Source organism: Kocuria oxytropis, from assembly GCF_040981195.1.
Taxonomy (GTDB): Bacteria; Actinomycetota; Actinomycetes; order Actinomycetales; family Micrococcaceae; genus Kocuria; species Kocuria oxytropis.
Genome location: NZ_JAVFXA010000011.1, coordinates 111,722 through 133,696 on the forward strand (window position 1 = coordinate 111,722; position 21,975 = coordinate 133,696).

At 71.5% G+C, this 21,975-nt stretch carries 16 protein-coding genes; 10 read left to right on the forward strand and 6 right to left on the reverse strand.

Annotation, left to right across the window (positions count from 1 at the left end; all coding sequences use genetic code 11):
* Positions 1-81 precede the first annotated feature (81 nt).
* Positions 82-3,006, reverse strand: coding sequence for an ATP-binding protein (locus QYM41_RS12520; protein WP_368800093.1), 2,925 nt, complete (start codon positions 3,004-3,006; stop codon positions 82-84).
* Between the two features lie 99 nt (positions 3,007-3,105).
* Between QYM41_RS12520 and QYM41_RS12525 the strand changes: the two genes are divergently transcribed.
* The 7 genes from QYM41_RS12525 to QYM41_RS12555 all read left to right on the forward strand — a co-directional run bounded on the left by QYM41_RS12525 (position 3,106) and on the right by QYM41_RS12555 (position 10,719).
* Entirely contained in the window at positions 3,106-4,500 is a 1,395-nt protein-coding gene (locus QYM41_RS12525; protein WP_368800094.1) for an FAD-binding oxidoreductase, read from the forward strand.
* A 73-nt stretch (positions 4,501-4,573) separates the two neighbouring features.
* On the forward strand, positions 4,574-5,701 hold the full coding sequence (locus tag QYM41_RS12530) for a flavin-containing monooxygenase (RefSeq protein WP_368800095.1): 1,128 nt from the start codon (positions 4,574-4,576) through the stop codon (positions 5,699-5,701).
* A gap of 113 nt (positions 5,702-5,814) precedes the next feature.
* Positions 5,815-6,531 (forward strand): hypothetical protein, encoded by a 717-nt coding sequence (locus QYM41_RS12535; protein WP_368800096.1) that lies wholly within the window; start codon positions 5,815-5,817, stop codon positions 6,529-6,531.
* Between the two features lie 449 nt (positions 6,532-6,980).
* Positions 6,981-8,042 (forward strand): hypothetical protein, encoded by a 1,062-nt coding sequence (locus QYM41_RS12540; protein ID WP_368800097.1) that lies wholly within the window; start codon positions 6,981-6,983, stop codon positions 8,040-8,042.
* 153 nt (positions 8,043-8,195) lie between these two features.
* The gene (locus tag QYM41_RS12545; protein WP_368800098.1) at positions 8,196-9,656 is read left to right on the forward strand and encodes an AAA family ATPase; all 1,461 of its coding nucleotides are present in this window, start codon (positions 8,196-8,198) and stop codon (positions 9,654-9,656) included.
* A gap of 8 nt (positions 9,657-9,664) precedes the next feature.
* The gene (locus QYM41_RS12550) at positions 9,665-9,952 is read left to right on the forward strand and encodes a hypothetical protein (protein WP_368800099.1); all 288 of its coding nucleotides are present in this window, start codon (positions 9,665-9,667) and stop codon (positions 9,950-9,952) included.
* A gap of 122 nt (positions 9,953-10,074) precedes the next feature.
* The gene (locus QYM41_RS12555; protein WP_368800100.1) at positions 10,075-10,719 is read left to right on the forward strand and encodes a hypothetical protein; all 645 of its coding nucleotides are present in this window, start codon (positions 10,075-10,077) and stop codon (positions 10,717-10,719) included.
* A 22-nt stretch (positions 10,720-10,741) separates the two neighbouring features.
* Here QYM41_RS12555 and QYM41_RS12560 read toward each other — a convergent pair whose 3' ends face one another.
* From QYM41_RS12560 to QYM41_RS12580, 5 genes are read right to left on the reverse strand one after another with little or no spacing between them, the layout of a single operon-like run.
* Positions 10,742-13,948, reverse strand: a complete 3,207-nt coding sequence (locus tag QYM41_RS12560; RefSeq protein WP_368800101.1) for a C-terminal helicase domain-containing protein — start codon at positions 13,946-13,948, stop codon at positions 10,742-10,744.
* Positions 13,945-15,813: a phospholipase D family protein gene (locus QYM41_RS12565; protein ID WP_368800102.1), complete on the reverse strand. Its 1,869-nt coding sequence runs from the start codon at positions 15,811-15,813 to the stop codon at positions 13,945-13,947. Before QYM41_RS12565 ends, QYM41_RS12560 begins: the two co-directional genes overlap by 4 nt.
* A complete protein-coding gene (locus QYM41_RS12570; protein WP_368800103.1) occupies positions 15,810-17,015 on the reverse strand; it encodes a DUF6361 family protein in 1,206 nt (401 codons plus the stop codon). The genes QYM41_RS12565 and QYM41_RS12570 overlap by 4 nt, the downstream gene beginning before the upstream one ends.
* Positions 17,012-17,950, reverse strand: coding sequence for a GIY-YIG nuclease family protein (locus QYM41_RS12575; RefSeq protein ID WP_368800104.1), 939 nt, complete (start codon positions 17,948-17,950; stop codon positions 17,012-17,014). Before QYM41_RS12575 ends, QYM41_RS12570 begins: the two co-directional genes overlap by 4 nt.
* Positions 17,951-18,005: 55 nt before the next feature.
* A complete protein-coding gene (locus QYM41_RS12580) occupies positions 18,006-18,935 on the reverse strand; it encodes a restriction endonuclease (protein ID WP_368800105.1) in 930 nt (309 codons plus the stop codon).
* 283 nt (positions 18,936-19,218) lie between these two features.
* Here QYM41_RS12580 and QYM41_RS12585 point away from each other — a divergent pair, with 283 nt between their 5' ends.
* The 3 genes from QYM41_RS12585 to QYM41_RS12595 all read left to right on the forward strand — a co-directional run bounded on the left by QYM41_RS12585 (position 19,219) and on the right by QYM41_RS12595 (position 21,935).
* Complete coding sequence (locus QYM41_RS12585; RefSeq protein WP_368800106.1) at positions 19,219-19,548, forward strand: CU044_2847 family protein; 330 nt, start codon at positions 19,219-19,221, stop codon at positions 19,546-19,548.
* A 74-nt stretch (positions 19,549-19,622) separates the two neighbouring features.
* On the forward strand, positions 19,623-21,437 hold the full coding sequence (locus QYM41_RS12590; RefSeq protein WP_368800107.1) for a CHAT domain-containing protein: 1,815 nt from the start codon (positions 19,623-19,625) through the stop codon (positions 21,435-21,437).
* 99 nt (positions 21,438-21,536) lie between these two features.
* Complete coding sequence (locus QYM41_RS12595) at positions 21,537-21,935, forward strand: PASTA domain-containing protein (protein WP_368800108.1); 399 nt, start codon at positions 21,537-21,539, stop codon at positions 21,933-21,935.
* Positions 21,936-21,975: the final 40 nt, after the last annotated feature.

Below are 21,975 nucleotides of genomic sequence, written 5' to 3' on the forward strand. Positions count from 1 at the left end.
ACCGGACGTTCTGCGCGAGCCACGACCTCACCGCCGTCGCTGCGACCCGGAAGGCCGACCCCCAGGACATGACCACGTCTCCTACCTCTCGGCCGATTCCGGGCCGGGGGACGAGCGCGCATAGAGCTCCTCGGCGGTGTCCCGGGCGCGGTCGAGGACCTCGGTGCGCGGGAGCAGCCGCGCGAGCGTGGCGATCCGGTGCGCGCGGTCCGGGCCGAGCTCCTCCCGGACGGTGGCCCGCAGGGCCCGGTAGCGCTCGACGTCGGGGCCGGCCAGCCCGGGGGCCGACTCGGCCGTCTCGGCGGCGGCGAGGACCAGTTCGGCCGCCTCGAACCGCCCGGCCCCGGCGAACAGCTCGGCGAGGATCCGCAGCGTGGTCCACAGCTGGGGCCAGTGGCCGGCGCGCCGCTGCAGCTCGAGCAGCGTGCGCGCCAGCTCGAGGGCCTCCGCCGCCTGCCCGGTCCGGGTGAGCGCGGAGAGCAGCGCCACCCGGGCGACCGCCGAGACCTGTTCGGCGCGCACGCCGTCGGCCAACCGCGCGGCCTCCCGCAGGACGTCGGTGGCCGCTCCCGGGTCGGCGGGCAGCAGCACCTCCCCGCTCGCGTAGAGGGCGAACGCGACCCGGGACGCCGCGCCGCTGCGCTCGGCCGCCCGGCGGGCCGCGGCCGCGTGCTCCTCGGCCGCCTGCTGCGCCCCGTCCGCCGCATGCGCCAGCGCCAGCACCGCGTGGGCGTCGACCGCGTACGCGTCCGGCAGGCCGGGAACCGCCAGGACGTCCCGCCAGTAGCGCGCGGCTTCTCCCCGGTCCCCGGCGTACATGGCCGCGATGCCCCGGGCCGCCAGCGCCAGGTACCGCTCGGCCGGCGTCGAGGCCGCCCGGAGGGCCCGGGCCCCGAGCCGGCGCGCCCGGGCCGGTTCACCGCGCTCGTCGGCCGCGAGCGCGGCGGCACCGAGCGCCAGCGCGGCGCCCGGGACGCCCTCGAGGCCCGGGTGCTCCCCCACCCGCAGGATCACCTCGGACAGCACCGGGCCGGGGATCCAGTGCACGCACAGGCCGAGGGCCCCCACGGTGCGGGCGGCCGGTTCGAGGCGCCCGGCCGCGAGGGCGCCGGCGACGGCGGAGGCCAGGTCCCCGCGGGCCAGCTCGAGCCGGCGCAGCGCCGCGCCGCAGGCGGGACCGGCCGCTGCGCGGGCGCACCGCTCGGCGTGCCCGGCCGCCCAGCCCTCGAAGGCCGCGGCCGTGCCGTCGTCGGCGCGCTCGGCGGCGAAGGCCCGGATGATCCCGAGCAGCCGGTACCGCGTGACCGCGCCGTCCTCCACGGGCAGCACGAGCGAGGCCTGGACGAGCCGGGTGAGACCGGCCCGGGCCTCGCCCGGCTCCGGGGCGACCTGCTCGGCGGCCTCGAGGTCGAAGGTGCCGGTGAACGCGGACAGCCGGCCGAGCAGCGCCCGGTCGGGCGGCGCGAGCAGGGCGTAGGACCGGGCGACGACGGCCCGCAGCGGCCCGTGCGCTCCGTCGTCGAGCTGCAGACCCGATCCGATCCCCTCGAGGACGGGCCGGACGCCGAGCACGGCCGCCTGCACGGCGGCCAGTTCCAGGGCCAGCGGGAGGCCGTCGAGACGGCGGCACAGCTCGCCGATGTCGTGCAGGACCGGCGCGGGAAGCGGGGCGGCCGGCCGGACGCGGCGCAGCCGGTCGAGGAACAGCCGCACGGAGGCGGTGAGCGCGGCCCGGTCCGGGGCGTCCGCCGGGTCCGGCAGCGGCAGCGGCGCCAGCGGGAGCACCTGCTCGGCGGGCAGCGCCAGCCGGTGCCGGCTCGTCGCCAGGACGCGGACCCGCGGCGCCGCCCGGCCCACGGCCTCGGTCAGGTCGCGGACCGCCCCGAGGACCCCCTCGCAGCCGTCGAGGACGAGGACGAGCGAGGAGGCCGCGAGGTACTCGAGCACCGCCGCCCGCAGCCCGTCAGTCGTGCCCAGGCCCAGGGCCGCCGCGACGCGGGCGTCCGCCTGCGCGGGGGCGGCGTCGTCGAGCTCGACCACCACGGCCGGGCGGGCGAGCCGCCGGGACAGCTCGGGCAGGGCCTCGGCGACGAGCCGGGACTTGCCGATCCCGCCAGGACCGGTCACGCACACCAGGCGGTGCGCGGCCACGGCCCGCAGCAGCTCCTCGACGTCGTCCTCCCGCCCGACGAAGGCGTCCGCGGCCGGCCGCCAGGCCGGCGGCACCGGCCGGACCGGCGGCGCCGGGCGCGCGGGCGACGCCCCCTCCGGCAGGTCGTGGCCGAGGATCCGCAGCTGCAGCTCCCGCAGGGCCGGTGCGGGGTCCAGGCCCAGCTCGCCGGCGAGGGTGCGGCGCAGCGTGGCAAACCGGTCGAGGGCCTCCGCCGCCCGGCCGGCGCGGTAGAGGGCGGTCATGAGCAGCCCGTGGGCCCGCTCCCGCAGCGGCTGCTCGGCGACGAGCTCCTCGAGCGCGGACACGGCGTCGTCGACGGCCCCCGTCCGCAGGGCCAGCACGGCCCGATCCTCCACGGTGCGCAACCGCAGCTCCTCCAGCCGCGCGGCCTCGGCCACCGCGAAGCCTCGGTCGGCGAACTCGGCGTAGGCGGGGCCTCGCCACAGCGCCAGCGCCTCGTCGAGCGCCCCGGCCGCCCGGTCCGGCGGCAGTCCGGCGGCCCGGCGGCGGAGCGCCTCGAAGCGGTCGACGTCGACCGCCCCGTCCGGCAGCGCCAGGCAGTAGCCCGCCGGTCCCGCCCGCACGGCTTGCCCGCCCAAGACCGCGCGCAGCCGGGACACCACGGTGTGCACGGCGCCGCGCGGCCGGGCCGGCACGGCGTCATCGCCCCACACCGCCGCGACGAGCGCGTCCACGGAGACCGGGTGCGGGGCGTGCACGGCGAGCGCGGCGAGGGCCGCCCGCGGCCGCGCACCGGGCAGCGCGGCGGGCGTCCCGGCGCGCCGGACCTCGAGCGCCCCCAGGACGCCGATCTCCACCGGGTCCTGTGCCATGTCTCCCATTCTCCGCCACTGACCGCGCGATGAAAGGCCTGTGACAGGGCCGGGGAGCATCGTGGGCACCAGGCCCACGACCACGAAGGAGGTGCCGTCATGGCTGCCCCAGCCACCACTGCCGGCGCGCTCACGCCCGAGGCGCTGGAGCGCCTGCGGAGCCGGACGCGCGGACGGATGTACCTGCCGGATGACCCCGGCTACGACGCAGCACGCGCCGTGTACAACGCCATGATCGACAGGAGACCGGCGCTGGTCCTGCAGTGCCAGGACGTCGCCGACGTCATCGCCGGGGTCGACGCCGCCCGGGACACCGGCCTGGACCTGGCCGTGCGCGGCGGCGGGCACAACGGCCCCGGCCTGGGCACCTGCGAGGGCGGGATCGTGCTGGACCTCGCCCCCATGGACGGGGTCCGGGTGGATCCCGCCGGCGCCCGCGTCGTCGTCGAAGGCGGGGCACGGTGGGGCGACGTGGACCACGCCACGCACGCCTTCGGCCTCGCCTGCCCGTCCGGGATCATCTCCACCACGGGGGTCGGCGGGCTGACCCTGGGCGGCGGGATGGGCTACCTGACCCGCAAGCACGGGCTGACGATCGACAACCTGCTGGCCGCCGACGTGGTGCTCGCCGACGGGACCCTCGTGACGGCCGACGCCGAGCATCACCCCGACCTGTTCTGGGCGCTGCGCGGCGGCGGGGGCAACTTCGGGGTGGTCACCGCGTTCACCTTCCGGCTCCACCCCGTCGACACGATCGTGGGCGGGCCCATGCTGTGGCCGGTCGAACGGGCCGCGGAGCTGCTGCGCTGGTACCGCGACTTCCTGCCCTCCGCCCCGGAGGACCTCAACGGGTTCTTCGCCTTCCACATCGTCCCGCCCGCCCCGCCGTTCCCCGAGGAGCTGCACCTGCAGCGGATGTGCGGGGTGGTCTGGTGCTGGACGGGCCCGGCCGAGGGCGCCGAGGCGGCTCTCGCCCCAGCGCGGGCACTGTCCCCTGCGCTGGACGGCGTGCAGCCGATGCCCTTCCCCGTGCTGCAGACGGCCTTCGACGCCCTGCTGCCGCCGGGCGACCAGTGGTACTGGCGGGCCGACTTCATCGGGGAGATCCCCGACGAGGCGGTGGAGCTGCACGCCCGGCACGGAGCCACGCTGCCCACCGTGCAGTCGACCATGCACCTGTACCCGATCGACGGTGCCGCCCACCGCGCCGGCCCCACGGACACCGCGTTCAGCTACCGCGACGCCACGTGGGCCATGGTGATCGCCGGCGTGGACCACGACCCCGCCCGGGCCGCGGAGCTGCGCGAGTGGAGCGCGAGGTACTGGGACGCCATCCACCCGTCCTCGCTCGGCGGCGCCTACGTGAACATGATCATGGAGGAGGGTCAGGACCGGGTGCGGGCCGGCTACCGGGAGAACTACGACCGGCTCCTGGAGGTGAAGCACCGCTACGACCCCGACAACCTCTTCCACGTCAACCAGAACATCCGCTGAGCCGCCCGGACGGGCGGCGTCCGCCCGGCGGCCGTCCGCTCCGCACGGGAGCGGCCGATCCGAAGGAGTCCCCGTGGACACCCGTCCCCGCGTCCTGGTCCTCGGCGCCGGGCCGGCCGGCCTCGCCACCGCCGCCGAGCTGCGCGCCCGCGGCGTGCCGGCCACCGTGCTCGAGCGCGGACCCCAGCCCGGCGCCGCCTGGACGGGCCGCTACGACGCCCTGCGGTTCAACACCTCCCGGCGCCGCTCCGCCCTGCCCGGGGCGCCGTTCCCGCGCGAGTACGGCCAGTTCCCCGCCCGCGACCAGTACATCGCCTATCTGCGCCGCTACGCCGCCGACCGCGGCCTGGCGGTGGAGACCGGCGTGGAGGTCTTCGGGATCCGCCCCGACAGCGGCGGCTGGTGCGTCCGCACCTCGGCCGGCGAGCGGCACGCCGAGCACGTGGTGGTCGCCACCGGCGCCCTCAACCGGCCGAAGCTGCCGGCCTGGGCCACCGGGGACGCCTTCGACGGCGAGGTCCTGCACTCCTCGGCCTATCGCAATCCCGCGCCGTTCGCGGGGCGCACGGTGGTGGTCGCCGGCGCCGGCACCAGCGGAATGGAGATCGCCCACCAGCTCGCGGCCGGCGGTGCCCGGCGGGTGCTGCTGGCCGTGCGCACCCCGCCCAACATCCTCCTGCGGGAGGTCAACGGCGTCCCGGGCGATCTGCCGGTCCCGCTGCTGCTGCGCCTGCCGGACGCGCTCGTGGACCGGCTGCTCTTCGCCCTGCAGCGCAGGACGGTGGGGGACCTCAGCGCCTACGGCCTGCCCCGCCCCGTCGAGGGTGCGATGGCCTCGATCAGGAGCCGCGGCGTCACGCCCGCGATCGTCGACGCGGAGGTCCTCGACGACATCCGCGCCGGGGCGATCGAGTGCGTTCCCGCGGTGGCCGGGCTCGACGGCGACAGCGTGCTCCTGGCCGGCGGCCGGCGCGAGCCCGCCGACGCGGTCATCGCCGCCACGGGGTACCGGACCGGCCTGGAGGATCTCGTCGGCGGCCTCGGGGTGCTGGACGAGCGCGGCCTGCCGCGGGACGGCACCGGCCGCGAGGTGGCGCCGGGCCTGCGGTTCGTCGGCTACGTGTTCCGCCCGGGCCTGACCGGGTACGTCGGGACGATCGCCAAGCGGGTGGCGCGGGAGATCGCGACCACGCCCTCCTGACCGGTTCGTCCACCGCGGCGGGCGGGCCGGCGCGTTCCCCTGGGGGACCGGCCCCGCAATACGGCGCCTTCCGCCCGGCGGAGCCCTACCCTGGAACCGGGAGAGGTGAGGGAATGAGAACGCAGCGTACCGTCGTCGCCCTGCTCGGAGCGCTCCTGCTCGTCGCAGGAACCCTGCTGCTGCTCCAGGCCCTGGGGGCCTCGGTGGCCACCGGGCTGTTCTGGGGAGTGCTCTTCCTCGCGGGCGCCGCCGTCTTCTGGTACCTGTTCACCACGGACCAGGAGCACTGGTGGGCGGCGATCCCCGGCGGCGCGCTGCTGGGCCTGGGTCTGACCGTGCTCACGGGCGAGGCCGGGCTGCCCGGCGCCGAGATATGGGGCGGATCGCTGTTCCTGGGGTCGATGGGCGCCGGTTTCGCGGCGGTGTACCTGCGCGAGCACGAGCGCTGGTGGGCGATCATCCCCGCCGGGGTGCTGATCACCCTCGCGCTGACGTCCGTGTGGGACGCCTCGGTGGCCGGGGAGCGGGCGTCCGGGGCCTTCTTCTTCGCGGGCCTGGCGGCCACCTTCGCCCTCGTGGCCGTCCTGCCCGGCGGACCGGGACGACGGTGGGCGTGGATCCCCGCCGCGGCGCTGGCGGCGCTCGCCGTGCTGATCGCCCTGGAGGCCACGGCGCTGCTGAGCGTGCTCGACTACCTGTGGCCGCTGGCCCTCATCGCCGGCGGCGGAGTCCTGCTTTGGCGGGCGCTGGGGCGGCGGCACGCCGCGGAGCCGCTCGAGGGGAGCGGCGAGAGGCCGCCGTCCTCGAGCGAGGAGCCCGGCTCCCGCTGACGTGTGCTGATGCGGTGATCCGAGCGCGTCCGGCCCGGGGCGGACATCCCCAGGGCTGACATCCCCGGCGTCGGCGTCCCGGGGACGGAGGACACCACCACAGCACCAGCTGTGCGCATCGAGCAGCCGGACCAGGCCTCCGGGGTCTCACGAGTCGACGAAGGACGGCGCGACGGATGGGCATCGCCGCAGACGGGGACGTTGGGGAGCACGAGTGTGCCGGTTTGTGACAAGGCATCGAACTCTTCCCTGTCCATCAGATGCATGTAGTTGCAACTGCAATCTACTATTCAGTAGTACGAGAGCGAGGGGCAATGGACATGGGGAACAGGCGGCTGATGGCCGCTTCGGCACTGCTGATGACGGCAGCGCTGGTCACAGGATGCAGCGAGGCCGAGGCAGTGCCTTCGGCGGGGCAGATGGTGCTGATTGCCGGAGACCGGCAGGGAATGGCATCCATCGTGGACGAGTCGGGCCGTGACCCGGAGATCGTCATCGCCTCGCTGCGTGATCAGGTGATGGATCGTTTCGACCGCGACATGACGGTGTCCGTCATCCCGGCCGACGGCGATCCACGGACGGCACAGACCGAGATCTACGAGCTCGACACCGACAATCCGACCCAGCGAGCGGAGTCCCCGGAGAAGCGGCTGGAGGACCTCAGCGAGAACCTGGCGGATCTTCAGGCCTCTTCCGGTGAGTCCGACGTCCTGAGCGCTCTTGACCTCGGCGGCCGGCCCACTGCGGACTCCGAGCGCAAGCTCCTCTACGTCTACGACAGCGGGGTGTCCACCGCCGGGCCCCTGGCCATGCAGAACGGCCTGCTCGGACCGCAGACCGACGTCGCCGAGATCGTGGGGCAGCTCCAGGACGCCGGAAACATCCCGCACCTGAACGGCGTGGAGGTGCACTGGTGGGGCATGGGCCAGGTCCTCGACCCGCAGGCCACCGTGCCGGTGTGGGCCCGGACCAAGCTGCAGGAGCTGTGGACGGCAGTCGTCGAGGCCGGTGGAGGGTCGGTCGTCTTCCACGACGACACCGTGCAGGCCACCGCCCCGTCCGGCGATCTGCCGGAGGTCACCCCGGTGACGTTCAGCGACGTGGTGGCGAAGCCGGTGTCCGTGACTCTCCCGGAGTCCCAGGTCTCCTTCCAGTCCGACACCGCGGACTTCGCCGACCCCGCGGCCGCGGAGCAGACGCTCACCGGGCTGGTCTCCTCCCTGGAGTCGTCCTCGGCCACGTCCCTGTGGGTGACGGGATGCACGGCGAAGCCCGAGGGTGTCTCCGCCGAGCAGATGCAGCGGCTGTCCGAGCAGCGGGCGCGCACGATCACCGAGTCGCTGAAGAGCGCCGGGCTGGGCACAGAACTGCACGTGCAGGGCCTGGGTCCCGACTGCCCCGGGCGCACCCCGGAGGTCGCCGGAAGCGCGGGGCTGGAGGCGGCGCAGGCCAAGAACCGCCGGGTGCTCATCACCTCCACCGAACTCTCCCCGGCAGCCCTCCAGGGCTGACGGAACACCTCCTTCCACCACACACCGGACAGGGATCACCCTGCGGCGGAGCCGTGAGCGGCCTCGGGCCCGATCAGGCTGCGCCGGTCAGCCACACCCACGACAGCCTTCGGCAACGACCCGGCGACCCCTGAGCGGGAAAGGAACCCCACGATGAGCATTGCTCCGCCTGACGAGTTGCGCACCGACTCAGCCGGGTCCCACACCGTCCCGGGGCCGGACATCCCGGAACGGCCCAACCACGCCCAGTTCGCCGACGCCTGTTTCCAGGACGGTCTCACGGACGCCGCCCGCGGCATCTTCGACAAGCACTCCTTCACGTCGCAGGCTCCCACCACCTTCGAGCACCGCTGCTCCAGCTGGCTGGGCTTCGCCCTGGGCAAGGCGATCGACCAGCGGCACGAGGACCTGTACACGGCTCGGGACATCACCGCCCGGACCGAGGCCGATCTCGTCCGGGCGCAGGGACGGCTCCGCCACGCCGAGGAGGAGCTCGCCGAGATCGAGGGCAGGATGGACGAGACCCGGGCGATCCTCGACGACCCCGGTCACCCCCTGTACGAGCCGCTCGCCGAGATGCTGTCCTCCACCGAACCGGTGGACCAGAAGGCCGCCAAGAAGTCGCGGAAGAGCCTGCGGCCGGCGTTCCACACGGTGCGCCGCGTCGCGCTGTGGTTCTGGAGCCGCCCGTACCTGTACACGCTCCTGTGGCTCGCCCTGGTGGGCGGCGAGGTGGGGCTCATCTACGGGATCACCCAGCGTCTCGGCGACGACCAGCTGACCGGGCAGCTGCTGGCGCTGTCCGTCGCCGGGCTCTCGGTGGCGATCGCCTCGTTCGCCATTCCCCCGCTGCTGGACCGCAACGCGGCGCCCTCCCGGAAGACGCTCGGCTGGATCGCGGTGACCCTCTACGTGGTCACGATCGTGGCACTGGGGTGGTTGCGCTATCTCACGTCCCTGCCCGATGTCCTGGACCTGGCGGAGGACGCAGCCGATCAGTCCGTCGTGGACGTCGTCCTGCCCTGGTTCGGCGATGCACTGCTGTACTCGATGTGGACCGCTCTGCCCCTGGCGCTGACCCTCGCCATCGCGCTCCTCGAGACACGCTGGCCCGCGAAAGCGTCCTCGAGGAAGCAGCTCAGCGAAGCCGACCTGCACCGCCTTCAGGCCGAGAGCACGGAGCGGGCCGAGGCCGAGAAGAAGGCCTCGGAGGCCGAGCACCAGCTGCAGCACCAGCGTGGCCAGCTCATCAGCCACCTCAGGGGGCTGCGGCTGCGCCGCCAGGTCCTCCAGGAGACGGTCGTCGCGCTCCGCGCCGAGGAGGCGCAGGCCAGGGCCACCCGGGAGAACGTCCTGCTGAACGAACTGGCCATCGACCAGCGCACCCGGGCCCACCTGCAGTCGCTGCCGGAGATGATCCGGGAGGGGTTCCTGCGCTACCTCCAGGGCCTGGAGCAGGCCATGGCCGATCCCACCGTGACCGCCCACCTCCACGAGGCGGCGGAGACGTACATGTCCCGCTATGAGAAGACCGCCGCGGCCAAGGTGGCCGAGTACCTGACCTACCTGGACGAGAACCCGCTGGCGCCGCCGGCCATGGCCGGGAACCGCTGAGCGCCGCCATGAACGAGATCCTCTCCTCCGGCGTGAGCACCGCGATCCTGGTGCTCACAGCACTTCTCCTCCTGGCGTTGATCGTCCTCCTCGTACGCTGGCTGACCGCCCGCAACGGGGAGGATTCCGACGCCGAGACCTCTCCCTGCCCTGCCTGCCCCGGCCACCTCGTCGACTGCTCGCACTGCGGGGGCCAGTGGCGGGAACGGCAGTGCGCCGAGTGCCGGCTGGGTCAGACCTGCACCCACTGCAACCTGTCGTGGGCCTACTACCTCCAGAACGAAAGGACAGCGTGATGGGTCGCTTCCTGGTGCCGTCCGGTCATCTGCTGGCGGGTGCTCCGCCCATGGCCTCCCGTGTGGGTTTCTGGCAACGCCGATCCGCTGTGCGCGCGGGCAGGCGCAGCGCGGCGACGACCGTGCCCGACGTCGAGGGCCACCACCCGGCCACCCGCGCGATGGCGGCGGAGATCGCCGAGATCGAGGCGTGGATCCACACCTCGCTCATCAAGGCGGTGGAAGGACTCGACCGACGGATCGCCCCCGCCGAAGCGCAGATCCGCCTGCTCACGGACGACCTCCCGCCCGAGCCTCCCGCCGAGCCCCCCGTGGCCCGCGCTCCGATGACCGCCGCCGAGCAGGAGAACGTGCGCGAGCAGGAGAACATGCTCCGCCGGCAGAAGGAACGCCGCGCCGCCGCCCTCGAGGAGCTGAACCAGCTCCAGCGGGAGGTCGCCGAGCTCAGCCAGCAGCGCGAGCACCTGCACTCCACCGCCGCCGGCGTCCTCTTCTCCTGGATCGCCCGCTTCGACCGGCTGGCCGCGTACCACCGGGCAGGGTTCGTCCGCGCCCTGACCCGCCGCTTCTTCGCCCCGCCGCTGACGGTCAAGGAGCCCGGGAACCTGCCCATGCCCTCCTACGAGCCCAAGCATGCGTGGTTCGCGGGTGGGCAGCTCCCGGTGACCGTCACCGAGGTCCATCCCCAGCAGCAGCCCACGCTGCGCTGGGCCCACCTGCCCTGGAACCTGGACCGTTTGAACGCGCCGGCGTCCAGGAGTCATTGACCGCAGCGGAGGCGTCGCCCGGTCAGCCGTCCGACGGGCTGAGATCGAGCCGCATCCAGTCCAGGTCCCGTGACTCGGCGTCCTTGCCGATGACCTGGAGGAACTCCTCCTGGCGCGGCTGGCCGAGAGCCATGCGGTAGAGACCCAGGGCGCGGAGCAGGTTCTTGCGCTTGATCCGCTCGGCGCTCAGCGGCGCCTGCGGGACGTAGCGCTCGATCTTCGCCCCGCCCTCGGTTTGGCAGACCCAGTACGGGTAGATCTCGCTCTCGCCGTCCGGGCGTGCCCGCTCTCCCGCGGCGAAGAGGGCGTCCCACGGACTGGCCGCGGCATCGTCGTCGAGCACCGCGGCGGAGAACTCCTGCGCCACGTTCTTGCGCACGGCATGTCCCTTGTACCGGTGCACGCGGCCCTCGCGCTGCTCCATGTCGACGGGGTTGTTGGGCAGGTTCCAGTGGACGACGGCGTGGCAGTAGCGGTGGAAGTCCAGCCCTTCCTGGCCGATGCTCGTGGAGGCGAGCACGAAGGGCCAGAACGGGGAGTTGAAGCCGTTGCGGAGGCTGGTGTCCGCGCGGACGCCCTGGTCGCTCTCCACGCGGCCGAAGCGGGCGGCGGCGTCGGCCCGCAGGCGGCGGCGCTCCACCCGGTGGGAGTCACCGTCGGAAACAATCTCGTCGAAGGAGATGGAGCCGCCGCTCTGCGCGGCGTCCACCAGAGCTTCCGTCATTGCCTGGAGCCGGTCGATCGGGGCGGCGCTGCCGATCCGGGAGGCCTCGTCGAGGACGTGGAAGTACTCGTCGAGCACCGCCTGGAGATTGCCCTCGAGGCAGGCCGCCAGCACGTTGCGCCACTGCGGCGCCGACTCGCCGGCCCAGCCGCGCAGCATCGGCGCCACGGTGCGGGAGTCCAGCAGGGTGCGCAGGCCCAGTGCGATGCGCACCGACCGCCAGACCGCATCCGCCCGGACGCACTCGGGCACCGCCGCGCACAGCGCCCGTTCGGCAACTGTGGCCGGCGCGGCGAGCGCGAGATCGGTCAGCACCTCGGCCAGGTCGTCCGGCCGCGGGCCGAGGTCGGCGAGGAAATGCTCATCGATTTCACGAGCCCGGGCGAGGTGCAGGGTGAGCGCGGAGGTCTTGCCGCCGTCGCGCTCGTCGTCGGCGTGGTTGGCCCACTTGAGCGAGTCCAGCGCGACCTTGAAGAGTTCCGGCGAGTGGGACTTCTCCAGGAACAGCGGCGCCGCCCAGTACCACTGCTCGCTCCCCCGGCCCTCGGCATGCCCGGAGGGCAGGTCGGCCAGCATGTCCTCGACCTTGGCCCGGACCACCGCACGCACGTCGTTCAGTGGCGCCTGGGTCGTGCCCAGCTTCCGGGCGGCGGCCACGGGGTCGCCCGCGGCGCCGAGCACGGTGAGGGGCAGCACGAGCGGCAGCAGCGGCATGCTGGCGAGCCGGCCGTCCGGGGACTTCCGCCAGCGCAACAAATAACTGTGCCGGTCGGAGTAGGTGTGGGTGTCCTCCGGCCGGTGATGCTTGCGCTCGACGTGATAGCTGGTCATCGCCGCGATGGACTTCGGCGCGACGTTCCAGGCGGAGAAGATGAGCCGCTTGGTCAGGCCCGTAGTCGTCGCCTGATGGAAAGGGCTGGTCTCCGGCACGGTGTAGTACGGCAGGGAGGCGGGGATCCAGGGGACGTCTGCGAAGCCGTAGTCGTCCAGGTCTGAGAGCAGCCACCGCAGCCGGCCGTTGGCGGGATCGACCGGGGCGTAGCGCTCGATCTCCTCGCCACGTAGCCGTTGCGCGCCAGTGATCGCCCGTTCCGCGAAGCCAGTCGTGTCCGTCTCGACGTGCAGAAGTGCCTTCTGCTTGAGGTCGTAGCCGTCCATGAACTGCAGGACGTAGGGCGCCACCCGCCAGTACTCCAGGACGTCGCGGTGGCTACCCACCTCCTGGGCGACCTCGTGCAGCCAGCGCAGGGCCCGGACGTCGTCGACCGTGGGCCGGGCCGGCGAGAGGCACTTCTCGACGAGCATGCCGTCGCGGTCCGGGGTCGCGGCCAGGCGCTCGGTGCGGCACATGACCGCGCGCAGCAGGTCGGTGACGCGTGCGGCGGCTTCGGTGCCGTCCTCGACGTCGTCGGCCAGGGCCGCGTCGCGCATCCTGCGGAGCCCGGTCTGCAGCTCGGCGACCGAGCCGACGACGGCGGACCCGTCGTCGGCCCGTTCTCCCGCGAGCGCGTCGCGCGATGCCCCGGTGAGGAAGCGGTAGGTCTTGAGGAAGTCGCCGTAGTGGTCGTCGCCCACGCCCTCCTCCGGGACGGAGTACATGCTGTAGGGCGTGGCGGAGAGCAACACCACCCGGGCTGCCTCGTGGTTGAACACCGCGTCGGCGAGTTCGGACATCTCCGTGTCCTCGTGCAGGAGACTCTTGAAGCGCTGGAACTCGTCGAGGATCACCAGGTCAGGTTGCAGGGCGTCGACCGACGCTTGCGCGACCAGCCGGCGCAGCTCCCCGATCAGGCGGTAGCGGCGGCGCGACAGCGGCCAGTCGGGATTGCCAGTCACCCGGGCAAAGTCCTCTGCGGCCTCCTCGAGCCGGCTCCCCAAGCCGGGATCTCGGAGGGTGGCGAGCCGGAAGCGCTCAAGGATCTCGGCGTCGATGGTGCCGGGATCGAAGCCGCACAGAGTGCGTTCGTAGTTGTGCAGTTGTTGCGTGCCGCGGAAGAAGGCGAGCCACTCGGGCCGTTGCACCACGTGCTCGCCGAGGACGTGCGCGAGCATGTGCTGCACCAGCACCCGTTCCTCACTCCATCCCTGGGACTGGCTGATGTTGAAGGACGTGCCCGGGGTGAGGCTGAGCAGGTTGACCTTGTTCGCGGCGAGGTTGCGCACCTGCGTGGGGAGCATGGTCAACCGGTCCACTTTGGAGATGCCGTAGTCGGCGACGTCCAGCGTCCGGATGTTCTGGGCGGCGATCTGCTGGCTGGAGCAGATGTAGACGATGTCGATCCGGTCGACGTCCGGCGACTCCCAGAGGTGATCGATGGTCTTGGCGATGAGCCCGCGAGCGACGAGCGTCTTGCCGAGGCCGACCTCGTCGGCCACCAGGAAGCGGCGGCTGGAGTCCTCGTCCTCCCACAGCCGGCGATGGGCGTACTCCACGGTGCGGCGCTGGAAGTCCTTGAGCCCGTTCAGCTCCCGTTCCAGGTCGGGACGGCGCGGTGCTGCGCTCATGAGGTGGTCACCGCCTCGCGGACCACGGTGACGAGTTCCTCCAGTCCGTCGGGAAGCAGGTGGAGGGCCTCCACGGTCCTGAGCTCGGCGACGAGCCGGTCGATGCGGCCGAGGGCGTCGGCGTCGCCGTGCACGGCGGCCCGCATGAGGGGCTCGAACAGCACCACGTCAGTGTCGGGTGCCGAACCGCCTGCTCCGAAGAATGCGGCCGCGCCCGTGCTGCCGCCGAAGCGCAGCGCCTGGGAGAGCGTGACGTCGCCGAGCAGGAACGCCAGGTAGCGCAGCACGTCCTCCGGGGTCTTCAGCAGCTCGGCGAGCACGCGCGCGGAGCGGTCTTCCGGGGCGCCGTGCAGATCCGCGACCAGCACGGCGGAACGTTCGACGACGACGCCGCCCACCGCGACGCGACTGCGCACGCACAGCAGCGGCGTGATCCGCGAGGCATCGACGCGGGTCCACCTCAGCACCTCGCCCAGCGACCGTTCCTGGGCGGGGATGGAGAGCAGCCGGACGGTCGTCGTGACGCCTGCCGATTCCCCGACTGGGCGGGCGAGGCCAGCTTGCAGCGTGTACGTGCCGTCGGCGTCCTCGAGGGCGTCGAGGCGCAGACCGGCACCGGCGAGTGCGGCGTGGAAGCGTTCGAGCTCCCGCTCGGCTCGCTGCCGGACGATCGCGGTCTCGTCCGGCGGCTTCGGGTCGTAGGGCTGGCAGACCGCGGACAGGCCGAGATTGCCGTGGGCGCCGGACCAGATCTCGTCGATGAGCCCCTTGCGGCCGGTCAACCGGACGCCGAACTCGGCGTTGCGGCCGAAGCCGCCGCGGGTGGCATTGGCCGAGCCAACGTACAGGGTGGTGCTGTGGCCGCGTTCCACGAGGTAGATCTTGGCGTGCAGTCCGGCCAGCCGGCCGGCCGCCGTCGGCCCCGCGCTGCCCTCGTCGGCATTGTCCTCGACGCCGTCCAGGTCCGCCGAGGGGTCCAGGACGAAGGCCTCGGCCTGGCCCTGCAGGTCGCCGAAAGCGTCGAGGCTCTCGGCGCGGGAGAGCAGCTGGACCTTCCCGCACCGGTCGGCGAGGTCGGCGAGCGAGGTGTCGAGGAAGGGGGAGATCACCAGGGCACGAGTGGCGCGCTCCTGGGCGTGGACGCCGCCCGTCACGTCGTCCCACAGGGACCGGGAGTGGACAGTGTGTTCACCCGTGCGGGCGACCCATGCGGCGTCCTTGAACCCGGCGGGCGCCGCGAAGGACACCCGGTTCAGCGAGGTGGCCAGCTCGGTGAGCTTCTCCATCCGCTCGGTGCTCGGTCCGGGGGCCACGGCCCAGGAGACGACCGTGGCCAGGTAGTCCGCCAGCTCTCCACCAGGCAGCAGGTTCTCCCGTGGGTCGTCGGACTCGTCGAGGACCAGAATGGTGTCCCAGGAGTTGTCGAAGGTCAGATTGCGGCTGAGCACGAGCACCCGGTGCACCAGTCCACCCTCGGCGTCGCGGAAGCGCAGCACCCACACCTTGGGATGGAACACGCCCCCGGTCCCGGGCACGGCGACCTGGACGAGGGTGCCCTCCAGATAGGTCAGCATCGGCCGGTACCTGGCCGGCACCGCGATGCCGCCCGCCTGCACGAGCACGGTCAACCGGTCCGCGTAGCGGCGCACCGACTCCAGCAGCGCCACAGGATCGACTCCCTGATCCGGCTCCCCAGCGCTTTCCTCGCTCCCCCGCTGGTCGATCGCGGCGAAGGTCAGCGGCACCAGCAACAGGGCCACGAGGTCCAGGGAGTAGGTCGTGGTGACGGCGCGGTCCAGCTCCATCCCCGGCGGTGGTTCGAGCGCGTCGGTGAGCAGTCTCCGGTCCTCCGGTCCCAGGCTCATGCGGGGACCTCCACGTGGGCGCCGGCCTGGATGTCGTCGAGGATCCGCCGAGCGATCGGCCAGTTGTACTGCATCGGCACCAGGCCGGAGGAGCCACTCCAGGCGTTCAGGGCACTGGGATTCACGAGCCGGGCGCGTGGGCCCTTGAGTGAGCGCTCGCGGTGGGCGATGAGCTCGCGGGCACCGTCGTCGTCGACGACCCCCGACCCGGAGACGACGAGATCGTGCCAGCGGTCCACGAACGTGCGCGTGGGGCGGCCGATCCGGGCACCCGACCCTGCGAGCAGCCGCCAGAACGCGTTGAGGCTCCAGCCCCGCAGACCGTCGGGGCCATCGACGACGGCGCGCCACTCGACGAGGTCCGCGCGGTACCGCTCGGTGCGCTCCGCGTCCTCGGAGGCCTCGGCAAGCTGGAGGTTGTAGAGCAGCGTGGCCCCGCGGTTGAGCACGGAGAACGCCCGGCCGTGCTCGACCCACTCGGCCATCGCGGCCGGGAACCCGCCGGCCCGAGGGTGCTCCCAGACGAAACCCTCGGCGGTATCGACCTCCTCGCGCAGGAACCAGGCGTAGAGGCTCTCCGGGTGTGAGGTCATGATCCGCCCGCGCAGGTAGTCCGCCTCGGCGGGAGTGAGGGCGAAGCTCGTTTCCTGTGGCCACTCCTGTGGGCGGAGGAGGAGCGCGTGGGGATCGATGCCGGGGCGGAGCAGCGCCGGCCCGTGCGCGTCGTCGGCCTCGTTCGGCGCCCGACGGGTCTCAGCGGTAAAGGCGACACCGTCCCGAAGTAGGCCTGCGATAGAGGAGCGGCTCGTGGTGATGCCGTAGCTGCGCAGCGCCGCCCAGTACATGGCCGACGGCATGCGCCGCAGGTCGGCCCGGGCCTGGCCGCCGATCAGCCCCTGCCGGTCGTCGCTGTCGGCCAGCACATCGATGAGCCGGACCTCGCCCCGGCGCAGCTCGGCGACGGCCGCGTCGGCGTCCCTGGCCGTCATGGCGTCGGCAACGAGCCACGGAATGAACAGCAGGTACCGGGCCCGTGTGTGCAGGACCGAGGAACCGGGAAACAGCTGCTGGGTGATCGCGTCGCGGATGCTGCCGACGCCGAGCTCGTCCACGGTGGTCCTGTCCCGGAACGCGTCGAGGACGGCCATGGCCTGGTCGCGCTGGCTGGAGTCGGTGTCGAGCCAGGAGAGGAAGGACGTCATCGCGAACGGTCCTCCCACTGGATACGGGCGAAGAGGTCGTCGGCCAGCGGGGTGCAGTGGTACCGGCCCATCATCGAGGTGCCCTTGCGGAGCAGTCCCATGGCGGTGATGCGCGCGGCATCCCGGACCAGCGGATGGTGGACGGCGAACTCCAGGAAGGCTGCCTCCGACTGGATGCGCTGGACCTCGCCCACGGTCCGGTACTCGTCGGTCTCGACGTCCAGGCTCGACGGCAGGCGAAGTCCAGGAGCCACGTTGAGGAAGCCATCGAGATGGACTCGACCGTTCTCAGTCGTCTCACCGATGACGAGGGTCTCAACGTTGTTGACGGTGATCGCCGCGACGCGCTGCCAGGCAGCGGTGCGTCCAGTGCTGGGCATGGCGGTGACGCACCAGAATCTCTGCTCGGTGTGGTCCGGCGCAGGGATCACCTGGCGGACGTAGGCGGCGAGGACGTCGAGCAGGAGGTCGTAGTACGGACGCTCAGCGAGGGTCCTGAAGTTCCGAGCCGAGCGGTCACGGCCGGCGACCTCCCTGCATCGTGCGCTGACGTCCGCCCGGACATCGACGCCGTTCAGCCACTCCTCCTGCGCTGCTCTCGCCACGACGACGTCCGCGGCCGCCTCTCCCCTCGGCAGGCCGACAAGGGCGGAGTTCCGCAGTCGGGCGCCTTCCCGTTCCTTCCCCTGGATGACGCGACGCTCCGTGACGTCGAGCTCCTGCGCCGGGACGGGGGCGAAGTCGAGAGCCACGATCGGATGGGCCCACGTCCGCACGTGCGTGCGGAAGCGTGTCAGGACGTTGCGGGCCTGGCCGACGTACTCGTAGCCATCGGCGAAGTGCAGGACATAGATCCCGCACCGCGTTGCCCCGGCGGGAAACACGCTGCTCACCGCGGACAGGGAGTCGACGTCGCGGACGTCCACGCGGGTCATCTGCAGTCGGTCTGTTGCAGGCGACATCACGCGCCGGCCTTTCGGGAGGCCCTGCTCACAAGCCCTCGAAGAAGTCCTCGTCGACGTCGACGATCTCGTACGTCTGCTTCACCTGGACGCCGACCTTGTACTTCAGCATCAGCTTCACCAGCCGGGCGCCGTCGATGAGGATGGGCCGGGACGGGACCATCCCGGCGTACTCCTTGGCCCCCTGGGTGAAGGTGCTCGTGGTGATGAAGATGCCCTTCGACGCACCGCGACCGTGCAGAGCGCCGACGAAGGCCTGGATGGCCTCCCGACCGACGGTGTTGCCCTCGGCGTAGCGCTTGGCCTGGACGTAGATCTGGTCGAGGCCCAGCGGGTCCTGGTCGATCACGCCGTCGACTCCGCCATCGCCGCTGCCGCCGATCCGCTGTCCGCGGGCCTCCGCACCGCCGTAGCCCATCTTGAGGAGCACACGGACGACCGCTTCCTCGAAGAAGTCGGGGTGGCTCTCCCTGAGCCGCCCGAGCAGGTCGTTGCCGACCTCCGTGTTGAGCTGGTCGACGCCCTGGTCGATCTTCTCCAACGGGTCGAGGGCCTCGACCTCCTGCCTCACGGCAATGTCGCTGTCCGGTGTGGACTCGGTCCGCCAGAACGGCGAGAAGAATGCATGGGCAGTGCTGTAGTTCATCCCGTCGGGATACTCCACCAACCACGCACGTCCTGCGTCATTGATCGCGTAGTGCGCCCGCTTCGGCCGGTCGATGAGTCCTGCACGGGAGAGGTGGCTCAGGGTCCACCCCATCCGCTGGGTGTAGCGCAGCCCGCCGCTGTTGAGTCGCTCCGCACGCGCCTCCTGGCTCAGTTGCGCCACCTCGGCAGCACGGTCGATGACTTCGCGGCGGTGGTAGACCTGCCCGCTGCTGAGAACCTCCAGCACCGGCTTCAGGAATTCGGGCCAGGTGGGCACCTCGGTCGGCGCGGATTCGTCCTCGATGCTCATGACCTCCCTTTCCACCACACGGACATTCTTCGTCCTCTGGAACAGAGCGTCTCACGGTCCCGGGCCGGTCTCCGGAAGGGCAGTCGATGCGACACGGACGCCTTGCGCCACTGGCCCACCACCGAGGCACACGGTCCGCTCCGCCTGTTCTCTTACGGACGCAATGACCGTCCGTCCTTGCCAGAGGCAAGTTGCACCCCGCACAGTGAGTCCACGATCCGGCGGGGGCGAACGGACTCGAACCGATTCCCTTCGCGACGTGGGCGCACAGGGAGGCATCGCCTTGGAGAAGCTCGTCGAGTTCACCACCGCCGACGGACGCACTGTCCTCGTGGAAACCACCGACAACCGGAGCGGGCCTCTCACGAGAGGCGGAACTGGCGGGGAAGTTCTGGAGCGTGCTCAGCGCACGCTGGAGGATGCGATAAGTCGTGTACATCCGGCCGTGGAGGTGATGGTCGACCAGCTCGCCTCCCTCGCCCGCCAACCGTCGGCGGTATCGGTCGAGTTCGGGATCGATCTGCACGCCGAGTGCGGAGCCGTCGTCGCCAAGTCAGGGGCCACGGCCAACTTCACGGTGACATTGACCTGGGACGGCGGCCCTGACACCTAATCGTCCGGTTCCGCCCTCAACCGGCAACCACCGGAAGAATCCCCACGCTTCCTGATCCGGGAGATGACCGACCGATGACCGTCCTCGAGATCTCCGTCGACCGCGCGGGGCAACCCGGCCTCTACGACGTCGACATCATTCAGTCGCCCGTAGGTGAGGTCTCGGCCACCGTGTCCATCGACTGCGAGCACCTGATGCAGTCCCGAGACCAGTGGCAACAGGCACTGCTCGCCTCCACCGCCAGCACCCGGCGCATCATCGCCGGACCCGAGACGGCCATTCAAGGGGTGGGTCAGGCACTGTACGAGGCGCTTCTGGGTCACCCCGAGCTGGCCTCGCGCTACCGTTCCAGTCTCGACGTCGCGGCCGAGCACGGCGAGTCACTGCGCCTGGTCCTTCGGCTGTCGGCGCCCGAGCTGACACCCCTGCCGTGGGAGGCCATGTACGACCCCGTCACGGGCACCTATGTCTCTCGGAGCGAACCGCTCGTGCGACACGTGCCGGTGGCCTCGGCTCCGCGGCCGCTGCGGGTCGAACATCCCGTCCGGGTTCTGGGCATCATCGCTTCTCCGAAGGGCATGCCGGTTCTCGACGTGGAGGCCGAGGAGCAGTACCTCACCAGTGCGCTCAGCGTGCCCATTCGCCAGGGGCGCATCGAGCTGGAGTGGATCCGTCACGCTACCTGGCAGCGCATCCAGGACACGCTGTTGAGCGACCAGTGGCACATCGTGCACTTCATCGGCCACGGTGACTTCGACGCTCGAGCCGACGAAGGCGTCTTGGCGCTGGAAGGAGAAGACGGGCGGGTCAGCCTGGTCGAGGCAAGCCGCTTCGCCGACCTCCTGCACGAGGCGCGCCCCATGCCGCGGCTGGTGGTCCTCAACTCGTGCCTGTCCGCCCTCTCCGGGTCGGCGGACCTGTTCTCCGGCACTGCATCGGCTCTCGTGAGAGGGGGCGTCAGCGCCGTCGTCGCCATGCAGTTCGAGATCACCGATCCGGCGGCGGCCGCCTTCGCGCGGGGCTTCTACGCCGCTGTCGCAGCAGGTCGGCCTGTGGACCAGGCCGTCCGGAGCGGACGGGTCGCGATCCTCGGAATGAACGGCCACACGCTGGAGTGGATCACGCCGGTCCTCTACATCCGAGGACAGGAGACTCGTCTGTTCTCCCTCCGGAAGCCGAGAAAGCCGGCGGTCGCAGCAGGCGCGCTCCCCACGGACCACAAGGACGGCGCGGAGAATCCGTCGGCAACGGTGTCTCCTCCTGGAGTGCTGTCCGTCCCCATTTCCCTGAGCAGCACGTCGCCGTCCTCATCCACGCCCGAAACGGGCATCGCTTCCGAGGGCGAGGACGATCTCGAACCCTGGTACGAGGAGTTCCCGGAATCCGCCATCCCCACAGTTCCGGCTGTCACGCACTACACCCTCGACGAACTCGACCTCAGCGACGACGGCGGGCAACACCAACTGCCCTATGAGAAGTACTCCATCGAGCCCGACGGCTTCCTCGACAACGAACCCACCCAGTTCACCGCCGCGCAAGCCCCCGTATCCTCCACCTCGAAGTCCTCCCCTGCCACGGGACGGAACCGTTTCCGCCGCCCTTGGTTCTGGCTCGTGGCGCTGCTGGTTCTGCTGCTCATCGCGGGGCTGCTGTGGCTTTTCCTGCTCTGGCGCCCTGAGCCTACGCCGGACGAGGCGCCTGCTGTCGTGCCGGCTCCGTCGCCGGAGATCACCTCGGCCGGTCCCATGGACACCACCGTGCCCGTCTTCGCCAGCCAGTACGAAGGGCGACCCGTGGAAGAGGTCGAGCAGGAACTCACAGACCTGGGATTTGTCATTCAACGGCAGAGTCAGCCTTCTGATGAGCCACCCGGTACGGTGCTATCTTAGAATCCAGTAGGGCAGTTAGAACCTGGCATCACGATCTTTGTCGAATTTGCTGGAGCTAAAGAATCATCTCCGACCATTCCTCCGTATGCATACCTGGGCTTGTCGATTGATGAAGTAGTTCAGGAAATTGCCGCCATGGGATACGCCGTCCAACAAGAAGGTCAGCCATCAGACGAACCTCCAGGTGTGGTCCTGTCAGTCACCCCGGTAGGCTCAGTGCCGCGCGGGAGCACTGTCACCGTGGTTTACTCCACGGGTCCGTCTGGTATTGAGATACCCAGTGACTTGATTGGCAGACCAGCAGACGGTGCCATCGCGGATTTGATTCAAAGCGGCCTGAACGTCAATCGGTACGAGGAGTCCACAGCAGATGCTGACCCCGGTACGGTCCTGCGCACCGATCCCGTCGGTGGTTCAATTGTCGATCCGGGCGACACGGTGGACGTCTGGATAGCGGTGGAGGCCACCGACAGTCCATCCCCCACGGACGGGAACTGAAGAATGCCAGGACCGTCAGTCGGGTTGGGAGCCAGTGCTC

What these genes read in the sequence shown, in the direction of transcription:
- QYM41_RS12520 (WP_368800093.1), bottom strand. Translation starts at nt 3,006, where the DNA reads ATGGCACAGGACCCGGTGGAGATCGGCGTCCTGGGGGCGCTCGAGGTC.
- QYM41_RS12525 (WP_368800094.1), top strand. Translation starts at nt 3,106, where the DNA reads ATGGCTGCCCCAGCCACCACTGCCGGCGCGCTCACGCCCGAGGCGCTG.
- QYM41_RS12535 (WP_368800096.1), top strand. Translation starts at nt 5,815, where the DNA reads ATGAGAACGCAGCGTACCGTCGTCGCCCTGCTCGGAGCGCTCCTGCTC.
- QYM41_RS12540 (WP_368800097.1), top strand. Translation starts at nt 6,981, where the DNA reads ATGGCATCCATCGTGGACGAGTCGGGCCGTGACCCGGAGATCGTCATC.
- QYM41_RS12545 (WP_368800098.1), top strand. Translation starts at nt 8,196, where the DNA reads ATGAGCATTGCTCCGCCTGACGAGTTGCGCACCGACTCAGCCGGGTCC.
- QYM41_RS12550 (WP_368800099.1), top strand. Translation starts at nt 9,665, where the DNA reads ATGAACGAGATCCTCTCCTCCGGCGTGAGCACCGCGATCCTGGTGCTC.
- QYM41_RS12560 (WP_368800101.1), bottom strand. Translation starts at nt 13,948, where the DNA reads ATGAGCGCAGCACCGCGCCGTCCCGACCTGGAACGGGAGCTGAACGGG.
- QYM41_RS12565 (WP_368800102.1), bottom strand. Translation starts at nt 15,813, where the DNA reads ATGAGCCTGGGACCGGAGGACCGGAGACTGCTCACCGACGCGCTCGAA.
- QYM41_RS12570 (WP_368800103.1), bottom strand. Translation starts at nt 17,015, where the DNA reads ATGACGTCCTTCCTCTCCTGGCTCGACACCGACTCCAGCCAGCGCGAC.
- QYM41_RS12575 (WP_368800104.1), bottom strand. Translation starts at nt 17,950, where the DNA reads ATGACCCGCGTGGACGTCCGCGACGTCGACTCCCTGTCCGCGGTGAGC.
- QYM41_RS12580 (WP_368800105.1), bottom strand. Translation starts at nt 18,935, where the DNA reads ATGAGCATCGAGGACGAATCCGCGCCGACCGAGGTGCCCACCTGGCCC.
- QYM41_RS12590 (WP_368800107.1), top strand. Translation starts at nt 19,623, where the DNA reads ATGACCGTCCTCGAGATCTCCGTCGACCGCGCGGGGCAACCCGGCCTC.